Origin of the sequence: Planktotalea sp., from assembly GCF_039984035.1 — a bacterium.
Lineage (GTDB): Bacteria > Pseudomonadota > Alphaproteobacteria > Rhodobacterales > Rhodobacteraceae > Planktotalea.
The window spans coordinates 1-13863 of the sequence record NZ_JBDWVM010000241.1; the positions used below are offsets into that span (position 1 = coordinate 1).

At 52.1% G+C, this 13863-nt stretch carries 13 protein-coding genes and 1 rRNA gene; 7 read left to right on the forward strand and 7 right to left on the reverse strand.

Features of this window, described 5'->3' with window-relative positions; genetic code table 11:
* Positions 1-104 precede the first annotated feature (104 nt).
* Positions 105-791, reverse strand: coding sequence for a response regulator transcription factor (locus tag ABJQ89_RS10890; protein ID WP_348496263.1), 687 nt, complete (start codon positions 789-791; stop codon positions 105-107).
* A gap of 170 nt (positions 792-961) precedes the next feature.
* Here ABJQ89_RS10890 and ribA point away from each other — a divergent pair, with 170 nt between their 5' ends.
* Both ribA and ABJQ89_RS10900 read left to right on the forward strand, forming a co-directional pair.
* Positions 962-2053 carry a GTP cyclohydrolase II gene (gene ribA / locus ABJQ89_RS10895; protein WP_348496264.1) on the forward strand — a complete coding sequence of 364 codons (1092 nt, stop codon included), beginning with the start codon at positions 962-964 and terminating at the stop codon, positions 2051-2053.
* Complete coding sequence (locus tag ABJQ89_RS10900) at positions 2050-2544, forward strand: L,D-transpeptidase family protein (protein ID WP_348496265.1); 495 nt, start codon at positions 2050-2052, stop codon at positions 2542-2544. Before ribA ends, ABJQ89_RS10900 begins: the two co-directional genes overlap by 4 nt.
* Positions 2545-2548: 4 nt before the next feature.
* Here ABJQ89_RS10900 and ABJQ89_RS10905 read toward each other — a convergent pair whose 3' ends face one another.
* Entirely contained in the window at positions 2549-3205 is a 657-nt protein-coding gene (locus ABJQ89_RS10905) for a YggS family pyridoxal phosphate-dependent enzyme (RefSeq protein ID WP_348496266.1), read from the reverse strand.
* A 102-nt stretch (positions 3206-3307) separates the two neighbouring features.
* On the reverse strand, positions 3308-4183 hold the full coding sequence (locus ABJQ89_RS10910) for a porin (RefSeq protein WP_348496267.1): 876 nt from the start codon (positions 4181-4183) through the stop codon (positions 3308-3310).
* A gap of 258 nt (positions 4184-4441) precedes the next feature.
* On the opposite strand from ABJQ89_RS10910, the gene ABJQ89_RS10915 reads away from it, so the two are divergent.
* Complete coding sequence (locus tag ABJQ89_RS10915) at positions 4442-4924, forward strand: DUF3576 domain-containing protein (RefSeq protein WP_348496268.1); 483 nt, start codon at positions 4442-4444, stop codon at positions 4922-4924.
* On the opposite strand, the gene ABJQ89_RS10920 is transcribed toward ABJQ89_RS10915, so the two are convergent.
* The gene (locus tag ABJQ89_RS10920) at positions 4921-6165 is read right to left on the reverse strand and encodes a glycosyltransferase (protein ID WP_348496269.1); all 1245 of its coding nucleotides are present in this window, start codon (positions 6163-6165) and stop codon (positions 4921-4923) included. The two genes, ABJQ89_RS10915 and ABJQ89_RS10920, sit on opposite strands and share 4 nt — an antisense overlap.
* 159 nt (positions 6166-6324) lie before the next feature.
* On the opposite strand from ABJQ89_RS10920, the gene leuS reads away from it, so the two are divergent.
* Genes leuS through ABJQ89_RS10940 form a run of 4 tightly spaced genes read left to right on the forward strand, consistent with a single transcriptional unit; the run spans position 6325 to position 11003 of the window.
* Positions 6325-8886 (forward strand): leucine--tRNA ligase, encoded by a 2562-nt coding sequence (gene leuS, locus ABJQ89_RS10925; RefSeq protein WP_348496270.1) that lies wholly within the window; start codon positions 6325-6327, stop codon positions 8884-8886.
* Complete coding sequence (gene lptE, locus ABJQ89_RS10930; protein ID WP_348496271.1) at positions 8873-9370, forward strand: LPS assembly lipoprotein LptE; 498 nt, start codon at positions 8873-8875, stop codon at positions 9368-9370. Before leuS ends, lptE begins: the two co-directional genes overlap by 14 nt.
* A complete protein-coding gene (gene holA / locus ABJQ89_RS10935) occupies positions 9367-10392 on the forward strand; it encodes a DNA polymerase III subunit delta (protein WP_348496272.1) in 1026 nt (341 codons plus the stop codon). The genes lptE and holA overlap by 4 nt, the downstream gene beginning before the upstream one ends.
* Before the next feature lie 23 nt (positions 10393-10415).
* On the forward strand, positions 10416-11003 hold the full coding sequence (locus tag ABJQ89_RS10940) for a glutathione S-transferase family protein (protein WP_348496273.1): 588 nt from the start codon (positions 10416-10418) through the stop codon (positions 11001-11003).
* On the opposite strand, the gene ABJQ89_RS10945 is transcribed toward ABJQ89_RS10940, so the two are convergent.
* The 3 genes from ABJQ89_RS10945 to rrf form a co-directional block, all read right to left on the reverse strand.
* The gene (locus tag ABJQ89_RS10945) at positions 10987-12177 is read right to left on the reverse strand and encodes a TIGR03862 family flavoprotein (protein WP_348496274.1); all 1191 of its coding nucleotides are present in this window, start codon (positions 12175-12177) and stop codon (positions 10987-10989) included. The two genes, ABJQ89_RS10940 and ABJQ89_RS10945, sit on opposite strands and share 17 nt — an antisense overlap.
* Complete coding sequence (locus ABJQ89_RS10950; RefSeq protein ID WP_348496275.1) at positions 12174-13502, reverse strand: mechanosensitive ion channel domain-containing protein; 1329 nt, start codon at positions 13500-13502, stop codon at positions 12174-12176. Before ABJQ89_RS10950 ends, ABJQ89_RS10945 begins: the two co-directional genes overlap by 4 nt.
* A 255-nt stretch (positions 13503-13757) precedes the next feature.
* Positions 13758-13863, reverse strand: a 5S ribosomal RNA gene (rrf, locus tag ABJQ89_RS10955); the annotation flags it as partial.

A 13863-nucleotide genomic window follows, 5' to 3' on the forward strand; every position in this document is an offset into this window, starting at 1 on the left:
TAACCCGGATATGCGCGGGAACTTGTTGCTTTGATCTAACTACGTTTTCGCTAAAAATCTTCTAACTTCGTCAGTGATTTTCGGTTTTGACGCAATTTTCACGATCAAGCCACTAATCGATAACCACCAGATTCGGTCACAAGAAGGCGCGCATTGGACGGATCTGGTTCAATTTTCTGGCGAAGACGGTAAATATGTGTCTCAAGCGTGTGCGTTGTTACGCCAGCATTATAGCCCCACACCTCATGCAAAAGCACATCACGTGGAACAACACCTTCGGTTGAACGGTAGAGGAACTTGAGGATGTTCGTTTCTTTTTCAGTCAGACGAATTTTGCGTTCGTCTTCTGTGATCAACATCTTCATCGCAGGTTTAAACGTATATGGACCAAGCGCGAATACTGCGTCCTCGGATTGCTCGTGCTGACGCAACTGCGCACGGATACGGGCAAGAAGAACAGGGAACTTGAAAGGTTTGGACACATAGTCGTTCGCACCAGCGTCGAGGCCAAGGATCGTATCAGCGTCGCTGTCATGACCGGTGAGCATTAGCACAGGGCTCTTCACGCCTTGCTTGCGCATCAGGCGGCACAGCTCACGGCCATCTGTGTCAGGCAGGCCAACGTCCAAGATGATCAGATCATAGAGCTGCTCTTTCACACGTTCCATTGCCTGCGTGCCGCAGTCCGCTTCGAAGACTTCGAAATCTTCTGTCATTACAAGTTGTTCTGACAGCGCTTCACGCAGGTCATCGTCGTCATCGACGAGCAGGATATTTTTTAGTTGTGCCATGGGTCAGCTCCGATCTGTTGTTGTTATACAAATGCGTGTGAATCCCTCAATCGGCAAGTTTTGTAGCATTGCTCTCACGTCCATGTGTTATTCCGCCTTGATTTGTTTCATATTCAGGCTCAATCAGTGTGTTCAGGCAATGAAGTGTTTCAAAGAGCAGCGGGCAATCGATGAGTTTTTCACCCAACATCCCCGAACAGATCGCCCGCGCGCGGGGTGATTTGCGCATGGGAGTGCCGATTGTGATCGTTGGCGCGGGCTTCAATCTGCTCGTTCAGGCGGTCGAATCGTTGACGCCTGAGCGCGTAGCAGCGGCCCGCGCGATGGAAGGTGACACTGTTTTGGCCATCACTGCACGGCGGGCAGAGACGCTCAAAGCACGCGCTTATGACCGCGATATCGCGCGGATCAGCATACCCAGCGATGTCGATTTGCGTTGGATTACTGCCCTTGCCGACCCAGCCGATGATCTACGCACACCGATGAAGGGGCCTCTTCGCTCGGTGCGTGAAGGCTCTGCCGAAGGGCATCGGATTGCGCTGCAACTGACTAAAGACGCAAGATTGCTTCCTTCCGCATTGGTGAGCGAGCTGCAAAATGGAGCAAAATTCGCACTGGAGCATAACCTGACGCTACTGCATGCGGCGCAAGTGACCCCGTTGCTTGGCAAGGCCGCAAACTACAATGATGTCATTCACGCCAGATTGCCGATGGTCGTTTCTGAGGCAGGACGTCTCCATGTCTTTCGCCCTGATGATGGCGGCGAGGAACATTATGCGATTGTTGTTGGCACGCTCGATACCAGCAAACCTGTTTTAACACGGCTTCATTCTGCCTGCGTCACAGGCGACATCATGGGGTCGTTAAAATGTGATTGTGGCCCTCAGCTACGCGGCGCTTTGGCCCAAATGGGAACTGAAGGATCAGGCGTTCTACTTTATCTTAACCAAGAGGGACGCGGTATTGGCCTCGCCAACAAGATGCGGGCCTATTCGTTACAGGATCAGGGGTTTGATACGGTTCAAGCCAATCATCGCCTCGGCTTTGAAGATGACGAACGTGATTTTCGTATCGGCTCTGCCCTACTCAAGAAACTGGGCATCGAAAATGTCCGGCTTCTGACGAACAATCCCAAAAAGATTGATATGATGGAAAAAACCGGCGTCACCGTGAGCGAGCGTGTTCCCCTAAAAGTTGGCGAAAATCCGTTCAACACTGGGTACCTTCAAACAAAAGCTCACAAATCAGGGCATATGTTGTGACACCCTTAGATTTGGTTCTAACGCCTAAAGGTGTTCGGTTTCGTGGACGTCTGTACCCCTGTAGCATCGGTAAAGGCGCGATCAGCGCTAATAAACGAGAAGGCGACGGCGCTACGCCGCTTGGCACCCATCGTATTGTCGGCATGCTCTACCGTGCGGATCGTATCGCGCAGCCTAATCCCTGGGCCCGCGCGATTGGGCCTCAAGATCTTTGGTCTGACAGCCCTGAAGACCCGAAATACAACACGCTCGTTCGCGCGCCTCATCCTCATAGCCACGAAGCCTTGCGTCGCGCAGACCCGCTTTATGATCTAATCATTATGACAGATTGGAATTGGCCGGTCGCAACGCCCTACCGCGGATCGGCAATTTTCATCCATCAGTGGCGCCGTCCCGGTTATCCGACGGAAGGCTGCATCGCATTTCGACGTGATCACCTGCATCAGATCGCGTCAAAGCTAACACCTTCGACACGTCTGATTGTGCGATAACCTCTTAGATTTCGTAAGCGCGTTCACCAAAAATGGCCGAACCAACGCGCACATGGGTCGCGCCTAGCGCAATGGCGCGTTCGTAATCGCTGCTCATTCCCATGGAAAGCCCACTCAAATCGTTCCGCGCTGCAATTTTCGCAAGCAATGCAAAATGCAATGAAGCTTCCTCATCCACAGGGGGGATGCACATCAACCCTTTGACGGGCAAATCCAAAGAGCGGCATTCGGCAATGAAATCATCCGCTTCTTGCGGTGCAACCCCTGCTTTTTGATCCTCTTCGCCAGTGTTCACTTGAACGAATAGATCAGGGCAATTGCCTATCTCTTGTGCCAAACGCGCGAGTGTCGTCGCGAGCTTTAGACGATCGAGCGTGTGAATCGCATCGAACAACTCCATCGCCTGACGTGCTTTGTTCGTTTGCAACGGGCCGATAAGATGAACAGAGGCATCTGCGAATTCTTCTTTGAAGGCCGGCCATTTGCCCAGCGCTTCCTGAACGCGATTTTCGCCGAATACACGGTGCCCTTCTTGCAAAACAGCATGCACACGTTCGTTAGGCTGCACCTTAGATACAGCTATCAACTGAACAGAGCCCGCTTTACGGCCTGCTTTTTCTTCGGCTTTGGAAATTTGTTCTTGGATGTGTGTTAGCGACATGCTCGGCCCTCTGGATTCAGATCAGAGGTAATATGCATTCGCCCAAAAGAAAAGGACGGGCCCGAAGACCCGTCCTTCTTTTAGATAGCGTAACTTCTAAGATTAGAAGTTGAAGTGCAGACCGAGGTCAGCAAGCGTTGCGCCTGCTGCGTTCTGTACTACGCCGCCTTTGATGGATGCGCCGCCGCCGAGGTCGTGGCTAACACCGATACCGTAAGACTCGCCTGCTGTATCTTCGCTGTTCACGAATGCAGATACAGTTGTTGCCGCGCCTACAGAGAAGTCAGCGCCGATGCCGTACTTCAGTGTGCCGTTGTTGTCAGCTACTGCGAAGTTCAGGTCTGCGATGCCGACGTTGCCGCCAACTGTCAGAGCCAATTTGTCTTCGGAAGCAACGTTGGAGTCTTGGTAACCAAGAGCAACAGTCCAACCGGAGAACGTGTAGGAACCGCCCAAGCTTGTGCGCTCTGTGCCACCAGTGTTGGAGTAAGCAACCATTACAGAGAAGTCGCCTGCGCCATAGGAGATAGATACTGCTTCACGGCCGTTGCCGCCTGAAGAGTAACCGTCAAATGCCCAGAAGCCTTGAACAGCAGAGTTAGCTACAACGTTGTGGTAGCCAAGACCTGTAAGACCCAAAGACTGGGAGTACATGTTTGCTTGTGCGTCGATTGCGCCAGGTGTGTTACCTACTGCAACTTTCAGGCCGCCAGCTTTTACGTAGAAGTTAGCGCCGTTAAGAACGCCAGCCGCTGTCGCGCTGTCTTGGATACGGATACGTGCACCGAATGTCAGACCGTTGTCTGATTCTGTTGAACCGTCGATGTTCAAACGGAAACGGCTTGTCGCTGCGAGCTGTGTAGCTGCGGATGAGTCGTATGTTGCACCAAAACGGCCGTAGCCGCCAAAAGACACGTCTGCAGCTGCAACGCCGGCTGTGGCGATGAGTGCTGTTGTCGCGAAGAGAACGTTTTTCATGGTTTTTCCCTCGGGGTTAATCACATGCCTAGCCCGGGGAATCCGTACTAGGTCTGAAGTGTGTTTCGCTCTTTTTGGGGTCTCATTGCAAGAGGTCCAAAACATGCCACACGAAAGCCTAAAAAAATGGTGCAGCTTTGCCACAGTCTTTTCCACCCGGCTCATGCGCAAACTCACGCCTATATATATAGCGAAAAGTCTTGCTCCTACAGTGCCCCTTGGGTAGGACAAAGAAAACAAGGGTCTGGGCGGAACATCATGGGCAAATTGATCTCAGCGAAACCAATTTTGGGTCTAACAGCGGCTTTGATGCTTGCTGCATGCGGTGGAGGCCTTGGTGGAGGCGGCTCCAGTACGGCAGGTGATCTTCCGCCGAATCATCCCGAGGCAGCACGTCAGGGTTCGTCTATCTGGGATATCTTTAAGCCCTCATCCGCTGGCACCAATGTTAAAGTAAACAAGTACATTTGGAATGCGTCCTTGGACATTCTGAACTTCTTGCCCGTCGAATCGGTCGATCCGTTCTCAGGTGTCATTACGACTGGCTATGGTCGCCCACCTGGTGGCGGACGTGCATATCGCGCGACAATTCTTGTAAGCGACCCCGCTTTGGAAGCACGTTCCCTTAACGTCGCGCTTCACACACGCAATGGTCCAGTTAGCGTTGCAACCTCACGCGCAGTCGAAGATGCGATTCTCGCGAGAGCGCGTCAGCTTCGTGTTGCAGACGGTAAACTTTAAATCTCAACCTGCGCCAATTTTTCGACCCACTGTAGCTGCTTTGGCAGGCAGTGGGTTTTGAGATCATAGGTATTCACGACGAATTCACGCGCATTCTTACCAAGGCGCGCGCGTGTTTCTTCGTCTTCAAGCAGTGCATTTGCCTTTTCGACCAACGCGTCCCCATCAAAGAAGTCGGTCAACCAACCGGTTTCACCATCTTTGATCACTTCACGAACTGGCGTTGTATCTGATGCAAGTATTGCCGCCTCAGCGCTCATCGATTCAAGCAAAGACCAGCTTAGGACGAACGGGTAGGTTAGATAGATGTGTAGACGGCTGACCTGCATCATGGCCAAAAACACATTATACGGAACGCGGCCCATGAAATGCACGCGCTCCCAATCTTCGTCTGAAATTTGGTCGCGTACCTCATCAATAAAGATTTGCTTCCATGTTTTTCCCGCAGGTGGGCGTGAACCATAGCTCACCTCATCACCGCCAAGGAGCACGATCTCCGCATTGGGGCGCGCTTTTAGCAACTTTGGCAACGCGCGCATAAAGATGTGATAGCCGCGATACGGTTCTAAATTGCGGTTGATGAAGGTGATGACTTCGTTCTTTCGAGAAAGCGATAAGTTCTCAGACACCTTTAAGAGCGCATTTTCATTAGGCTTGACCACGTCTGTGTCGATTCCGTCGTGGATAACCTCGATCTTCTCGCGGAATGGCGCAGGAAACGTATCCGCTTGGAACAATGTTGGGCTGATACCTGCGCTGGCGACATCAAAGTGCATCGCATTGTTCAGATTGCGCAGACGCAGACGAAGGGCATTGCTTGCCAAGTCCTTTGTCGAAAACTCAGGATCGAAGTTAACCGTTTCCGCATCGTTAAGGTGATAAAGCTCACAATACAGCCCCAACTTGGCGTTCGGCCAAACATCTTTAAGGAACATCGGCTCGCCCCAACCATGATGCGCAAGAATGACATCCGGCTCTAAGCCTTTTTGCTTAAGTGCCATTGCCTGACGATAGCAGGCTTCGGCCCGAATAACCTTCGTTTCCAAATCTGAAAGCCAAGGATGCACATCCTTGGAACTAGATCGCGTGATTTTATACGGCAAAAGGGTCACGCCCTTCCACTTGGTGACTTTCTCCACCTTCGGTGTCAGCGAAAAGACCTGATGGCCCTGCTCAACGAGAGCGGGCGCCAAGTGTTTGTACTGCCCAGGGAAATTTTGGTGGATAATGAGAATACGCATGAAATCGCCTGAATTAGATTTCTTGCACTATAGAAACAGCTTTGTGGCGCGCCAATGGCGATTTCGGAGCAGTCTTGGCACTGGACCCTTTAGAGGCCATCGCATATCACCTCTTAAACAGTATTTAAGGCGCGAACCCGCGCGCAAAAGGACAAGCCGATGCAACGCTATGACGCCACCTCCATTGAAGCGAAATGGCAGGAAGCCTGGAACACCGCTGAAACCTTTAAGGCAGAGCGCGATACGTCCAAGCCTAAGTATTACGTTTTAGAGATGTTCCCCTATCCTTCGGGCCGCATCCACATGGGTCACGTGCGCAACTACACAATGGGCGATGTGATCGCGCGCTATAAGATGAGCACGGGACATAACGTGCTGCATCCAATGGGTTGGGACGCATTCGGCATGCCTGCGGAAAACGCCGCGATGGCGATTGGCGGACACCCAAAGGATTGGACATACAACAACATCGCCGACATGCGCGAGCAGATGAAGCCGCTTGGCCTGTCTATCGATTGGTCCCGTGAATTCGCGACCTGCGATGTTGATTACTATGGCCAGCAACAGGCGCTCTTCCTCGACTTCCTCGACGAAGGTTTGGTTTACCGTAAAAACGCCGTGGTGAACTGGGATCCCATCGACATGACCGTTCTTGCGAACGAGCAGGTCGAAAACGGTCGCGGCTGGCGCTCTGGCGCTTTGGTCGAACGCCGTGAGCTGACGCAATGGTTCTTCAAGATTTCCGATCACTCCGAAGAATTGCTCGGCGCGCTCGACAGTTTGGACGATTGGCCTGCCAAAGTGAAACTGATGCAGGAAAACTGGATCGGTAAATCACGCGGTCTGCAATTTGCGTTTTCCACCATCGATGCCCCTGACGGCCATGATCGGATTGAGGTCTACACAACACGCCCAGACACATTGAATGGTGCGTCTTTCGTTGGCATTTCCGCCGATCACCCGCTGGCGAAACAGTTGGAAAAAGACAACGAAGAGCTGGCAGCCTTCAATGCGGAATGCCGCAAGGGCGGAACAACAGCTGAAGAAATCGAAACCGCAGAGAAACGCGGCTTTGATACAGGTCTTCGTGTGCGTCACCCGTTTGATACCTCGTGGGAACTGCCCGTCTACATCGCCAACTTTATCTTGATGGACTACGGCACAGGCGCGATCTTTGGCTGCCCTGCACATGACGAACGCGATTTTGAATTCGCGACGAAATATGGCCTGCCAATCATATCCACATTCCTGCCGTCCGAAGATGCAGATCCAAAGTTAGAAGCACCTTTCGTTCCCGCAAAGAGCGAAAAGGTTTTCTACAATGGTGGTTTCGCAGGCGAGCAATGGCAAACCGGCGAAGAAGCGATCAACACAGCCATCGCCCTCTGCGAAGAAAACGGCATTGGCCAAGGCGTCACCAAATATCGTCTGCGTGATTGGGGTTTGTCCCGTCAGCGTTATTGGGGTTGCCCGATCCCTGTCGTGCATTGCTCTGATTGCGGCGTGGTTCCCGAAAAGAAAGAGAACCTGCCGATTGAGCTGCCGTATGACGTGAGCTTTGACACACCCGGCAATCCGCTGGATCGTCATCCGACATGGCGCAATTGCTCCTGCCCGAAATGCGGTAGCCCTGCGCAGCGTGAAACGGATACGATGGATACCTTCGTGGACAGCTCATGGTATTTCGCGCGCTTCACCTCGCCCAAGGCGGAGACACCGGTCGACATGGCCGATGCCGAATATTGGATGAACGTCGATCAATATATCGGCGGGATCGAGCACGCGATTTTGCATCTGTTGTATTCACGGTTCTTCGCGCGGGCGATGAAGATCACTGGTAACTTGCCAGAAAAGGCGATTGAACCCTTCAACGCGCTTTTCACCCAAGGCATGGTGACCCACGCGATCTATAAACGTGACGGTCAAGATGGGCGTCCGGTCTATTACTATCCTGAGCAAATCGAATTGAAGGAAGGCAAAGCCTACCTGAAAGACGACGGATCAGAGGTGGACATCATCCCATCCGCGAAGATGTCAAAGTCCAAGAACAACGTCGTTGATCCGTTGAATATCATTTCCGCTTTCGGCGCCGATACGGCGCGTTGGTTCGTTCTGTCCGACTCACCACCCGAGCGCGATGTAGAATGGACGGCGTCTGGCGCGGAAGCTTCGTTCAAACACTTGGGCCGCGTCTGGTCGATCTGTGATCGCATTTCCCAGATGGACAAAGACGCCAAAGGCACTGGCGATGAAGACTTGCTGCGCGAGATGCACAAAGCAATTCGTGATGTGACGATGGGCGTTGAAAGCTTTGGCTTTAACGCGGCAATCGCCAAACTTTATGGTTTTACGGCGACCCTGTCGAAGTCCAAGGCAAGTTATGCAGCACAGCGTGAAGCAATTATAACACTCGCCCAGTTGATGGCACCTATGACGCCGCACCTCGCGGAAGATATTTGGGCGCATCAAGGTGGAACAGGTCTCATCATCGACGCACCTTGGCCTATCGCGGATGAAGCAATGCTGATTGAGAGCAACGTCACGCTCCCGATCCAAATCAATGGCAAACGACGCGGTGAAATTACCGTTCCGAAAGATATGCCAAAAGATGAGGTTGAAAAAATCGCACTGAGCGATGAGGCTGTGGTCAGATCACTGGACGGCGCAACGCCCAAAAAGGTGATCGTTGTGCCAGGGCGGATCGTGAATGTCGTTGTCTAACCGAAGAAGCATTTTAATCGCAGGCGCAGCGCTCTTGTTGAGCAGTGCCTGCAATTTCTCACCCGTCTACGGACCGGAGGGAGCAGGTTCAAAGTTAGAAGGGCGTATCTTGTTTGATGCGCCAGATTCGCGCGACGAATACATCCTCGTTCGCCAGCTCGAAACGCGGCTTGGGCGCGCTGATCCTGCGCCAATGTCTTTGACATACAGCGTGAGCAACAGCTCAAGCAGCTTGGGGACGACAGCAACTGGGTCAACGACGCGTCTGCATAGATACGGCTCGCTGAGTTATACGCTGAAGAATACCGCCACAGGTGAAACCATCACAACAGGATCGTTCAGAAACTTCGCGGCGTACTCAGCTACGAGCAATACCGCCGCGACCTTGGCATCCGAGCGCGCAGCGAGCGAACGCTTGATGACGCTCTTGGCGGATCAATTGGTTGATCGTTTGAACTTACTCGATCCTGCATTGCTGCCATGAAGTTATCTGCGCGTGAGGCTACTGGTTATTTCGCCAAACCTGACGCTGGCAAAACTGGCCTGCTGATATTTGGCCCAGACGCGATGCGCATCGCTCTGAAACGACAACAAGTCATTGCGGCGCTTATCGGTCCTAATGGCGAAGATGAAATGCGTCTCACGCGTTTGCCTTCGGCGGAACTGCGCAAGGACCCTGCCGCGCTTATTGATGCGATGACTGCGCAAAGCTTTTTCCCCGGACCGCGTGTCGCTTTTGTCGAAGATGCGACTGACACGATGACCAAGATCATAACGCCAGCGCTGGAAGAATGGCGCGAGGGCGACGCGCAAATCGTTGTCACAGCCGGACAGCTCAATGCGCGTTCTAGCCTACGGAAATTGTTTGAAGGGCATTCCAACGCCTTTGCTGTGGGCATCTATGATGATCCACCGTCGCGGCAAGAGATCGAAGCAGAACTGACGCGCGCGGGCATACAAGCCCCAGATCGCGATGTCATGGATGACCTCACGGCCCTGTCTAAAGACCTTGATCCCGGTGATTTTCGTCAAACCTTGGAAAAGCTCGCGCTTTACAAGCTGAATGATCCAACTCCGTTGGACAGCGAAGACATCGCCAATTGTGCGCCAACCTCGACTGAAGCTGGTCTAGATGATGTGATCAACATCGTTGCAGAAGCGCGTTCGGGTGAAATCGGCCCGATTATGAGCAAGTTGCAAGCGCAAGGCGTTCAACCTGTGTCACTCTGCATCGCCACGCTTCGCCACTTCAAAACGCTTTATGCAGCAGCGAGCGACCCGGGCGGCGCTGCACAAGGAATTGGCAAATTGCGCCCGCCTGTCTTTGGTCCACGACGTGATAGAATGCTGAGGCAAGCTCAAGGGTGGGGCATCTATAACCTTGAAGCTGCGCTGAGCCTGATCGTCGATACAGACCTAAAGCTACGCAGCGCTAGTCAACATGCCCCCGCGATGGCGCTGGTTGAACGGTGTTTGATCCGACTTGCGATGATGGCAAAACGATAGAGTTTTTTGGGAGGAATACTGAAATGTATGAAGTTTTCGGATCAGTCACGAGCCGTGGTTTTCGCGTGCTATGGGCGCTTGAGGAACTTGGTGTCGACTACACTTTGACCAAAGCCAATCCTCAAGATGAGGTCATTCGAGCAGTCTATCCCGTTGGGAAAATTCCCGCGATGCGCGTTGGCGATGACATCCTTACAGATTCAATGGCGATACTGACTTTCCTGTCGGACAAACACGGTGGTTTGACAGCGCCTGCTGGAACCATAGAACGCGCGAAACAAGATTCCATTTCTCAAGCTGTGTTGGATGAACTTGACGGAGTTCTCTGGGCCGGTGCGCGTCACAGCTTCGTTTTGCCAAAAGAAAAAAGATTTCCTGATGTAAAGGAATCCCTTCGCTGGGAATTCAATCGGAACGTTAATCGTTTGGCAGACCGGATCACAACGCCCTTCGCGGCTGGTGATCAATTCTCGATTGCAGACATACTGCTCGTGCATTGTTTGAATTGGGCGATAAGCGCAAAGTTTGAGTACGACTGCCCCAAGATCGATGCCTACGCGAAAACGATCCGTGCACGAGACGCTTTCAAGCGCGTCAGGGCGTTGGGTTAAGACCCAAATACTTGGCGGCACCGCGCCCAGCGGTCCGCCCAGTGGCAAGACACGCGGTCAAAAGATAACCGCCGGTCGGAGCCTCCCAATCTAACATCTCACCCGCACAAAACGCCCCTGGATGCTTACGAAGCATTAGGTTCTCATCAACAGCAGTCTGCATCACGCCACCGCTGGTCGATATAGCCCCGTCCATCGGCTGCAGGCCGTCATGTTGAACATGGAGGTTTTTAATCAACCCCGCCAAATCAAGAGTATTGTCAGGTAAAGGCCGCGCCCATTCATTCAACAAAGCCATTTCATGTTTCTTCATCTTCAACACACGCCGCAAGTGATTGGACAGGCTCGAACGACCACGCGGCCGGTCAAGAGCTGTTTGAATTCGCTCAACCGACCAATCAGGTCTTAGGTCGATAGACAGTGAATGCCCCTCTCGAACCCCCCGGCTAATCGAATAGATTCCGCTTCCTTCCAATCCACGCGAAGAAATGATTGCTTCGCCTCGGCTTGAAAAAGAACCGCTCCTCAATGAAATAGCCTTAATCGGGAGGCCATAGAATGGCGCCAAATGAGAGCTCCAAGTGATAGTAAGACCAACATTCGCAGCGCCAAATGGTGCGAGTTCAACACCTCTTGCTGTGAATAAATCTGCCCAACTGCCGTCAGACCCAAGGCGTGCCCAACTGGCTCCACCTAGTGCAAATACGACTACATCTGCCTTTATCGTTTCTTCGCCTTGCTCGGTCTCAAAGGTAAAGCTGTCGTCATCCCAGTTCTTCCACTGGCACTTGGTTCGGTACTTGACATCAAGTGAAGCAAGCCGAGAAAGCCAAGCGCGCAGCATCGGTGACGCTTTCATCGCCTCAGGAAACAAGCGGCCTGACGATCCAATGAATACTGTTTGGTTCAGCCCTGTTGTAAATGACTTAACTTCTTCAGGCCCAAACTCTTGCACGATAGGAATCAGCCAGTTTTGAGCTTCCATGTATTTCGAGCAAAACTGCTCTAATGGTTCATCTTTAGTGAGGTTGAGGCCGGATTTACCCGCCATCAGAAACTTACGACCAAGGGAGGGTTTTCCCTCCGCAATTGTAACACGCGCTCCAGCACGGGCGAGTTCCTCTGCGGCCATCAAACCAGCAGGACCACCGCCTATTATCAGTGCGTGCTTCACTCGGGTTTTGCAGGCAAGTTGCCTTTAATTTCAACAACGCGATGCGGATACGGGATGGTAATGCCGTTGTCTTTCAGAGCATTCCAAATCAAGAACAGAACATCAGACGTAAACTTGTTCTTTCCATCGTCGATGCCGTTCACCCAGAACTCCACAGAGAAATCTACGCCACTGTCCCCAAAGCCACGGAGTTCGCAATCAGCGGGAAATGGTTCTTTCAACACTTCGGGGTGTGTTGAAACAGCTGCTTCAACGATAGCAGGAACAAGATTAATGTCGGTATCGTAGCTAACAGAGAAATCTGCTTCATAACGGTTTGCTGAACCGCTGTCTGAATAGTTAACAACGCGTGTAGTTATGAAGTCTTCGTTCGGTACTACGATCCAGCGACCGTCATAGGTTTCTAGGATTGCCGCGCGCGCCGTCATTTTGACGATAGTACCCGCTTCTCCGCCGTCTAGTTCAACGTAATCTCCGACTGTGGCTTGGCCCTCCAAAAGAAGAATAACACCTGAGATAAAGTTGGACGCGATTTTTTGAAGTCCGAAACCAAGTCCAACACCAATCGCACCACCAAGTACTGCAAGAGAAGTCAGAGAAATTTCCATGATGTTCATAAGGAACAAGAACGCGATGCCGAAAATGGCGATCTCAGCTGTTTTGGACGCGAGCTCACGAGTAGCAGGACGCATTTCTTCCTGCTTGGAAATGAAGTTAGTAGACTGCGAGTTAGACCACTTGCCCAGCCAAAAGATGATCCCACCGACGACTGCAAAACGTATGGCAAATAATATCGAAAACGATAGATTACCGAGCGGCACGACCATCGCATCCAAGCGTTCTGTCGCTAGTCCAATCAATCCAACAACGTAAAGCGCCGCGACCGGAACGAGCACAAACTTCGCGAGCAACTTGAGAAAGCCGTCTAGAATAATCTTCTCAGCCAAGATGCGTGCAGCAAGGAAAAGAAAGACTCGTTTGCCAAAGGCGATGACTTCACCACTGCCAAAGATTGACCGGGTAATAGACTCACCAACGCCCGTGAGACCATATGCAAGCAAAGGCAGCAACAGGGGGAGAAAGACTAGGACAAAGCGGCGTGCGGTCGCAAATATGTTTTGCTGTTCTTCGCGCGGTGTCAGCAATCGAGTAAGGAATGGACGGAGCTTTCGAGAAATATAGAGCGCTAGAAGATACGCTACGATCAATATCGCAAATTGTGACCAAGCAGCGGGACTAAGGAGCCAACCCTTGGCTAGATCCCACCCCTGGAAGACATAGCCAGCAATTTGCTGAACGATTTCAGGTTGTTGGCTAAGGTCCATTTTGCGATCCATCCACATGTTGAATACTCATTACAGAGTAAAGGCTAACGCGTTACAACTGTCGCCATCAAGTCTGCTTTTGTGAAGTAGGCTACAAAATCGTTGTCGGCGCTAAGAACTAGCTCAAGAAGGGTGAGGAATTCTCAACTTGGACTTCAACGGCCTTATCAGCGTTATCAGTCCCTTTTAGGCGCGCTCGGGGTGCTTTGATGGGGGGGGATACATACGATATATAGAGATGTATTGGATTATTTGGATTGGCGGTGACCTACTCTCCCACGACTTAAGCCGCAGTACCATTGGCGCGATGGTGCTTAACTTCCGGGTTCGGGATGGGACCGGGTGTTTCACTCATGCTATG